The sequence below is a fragment of the Burkholderia sp. Ac-20379 genome, from assembly GCF_017104645.1.
GTDB lineage: Bacteria > Pseudomonadota > Gammaproteobacteria > Burkholderiales > Burkholderiaceae > Burkholderia.
Genome location: NZ_JAAGPF010000190.1, coordinates 1 through 237 on the forward strand (window position 1 = coordinate 1; position 237 = coordinate 237).

The 237-nt window shown below is 51.5% G+C and carries 1 pseudogene; it reads right to left on the reverse strand.

From position 1 onward, the window contains the following. Nucleotide 1 precedes the first annotated feature (1 nt). A pseudogene (locus tag G3N92_RS21695) lies at nt 2-237 on the reverse strand (hypothetical protein); the annotation flags it as partial.

Consider the following 237-nt stretch of genomic DNA (forward strand, 5'->3'; position numbering starts at 1 on the left):
TTTAGAAAAAGATGGTACGGGCAGGGACAAAGGCGGTCGAATGAGGATGACGCGGGAATGTAGTCGGAGGAGTGTAAGGAGGGGGAGCGGCTTCGTCGAGCGAAAAGGTGGCGTGAAGTTTGGAAAGGAGGAAATCGAGCCAGGTGGGAAGATTCGAGTCGAGGTACTTGCGTGACGTAGACAGTGCGTAGCTGGTCATCACGTGAGACGGGTATTTGGGCGTAATTTTTTTTTTTT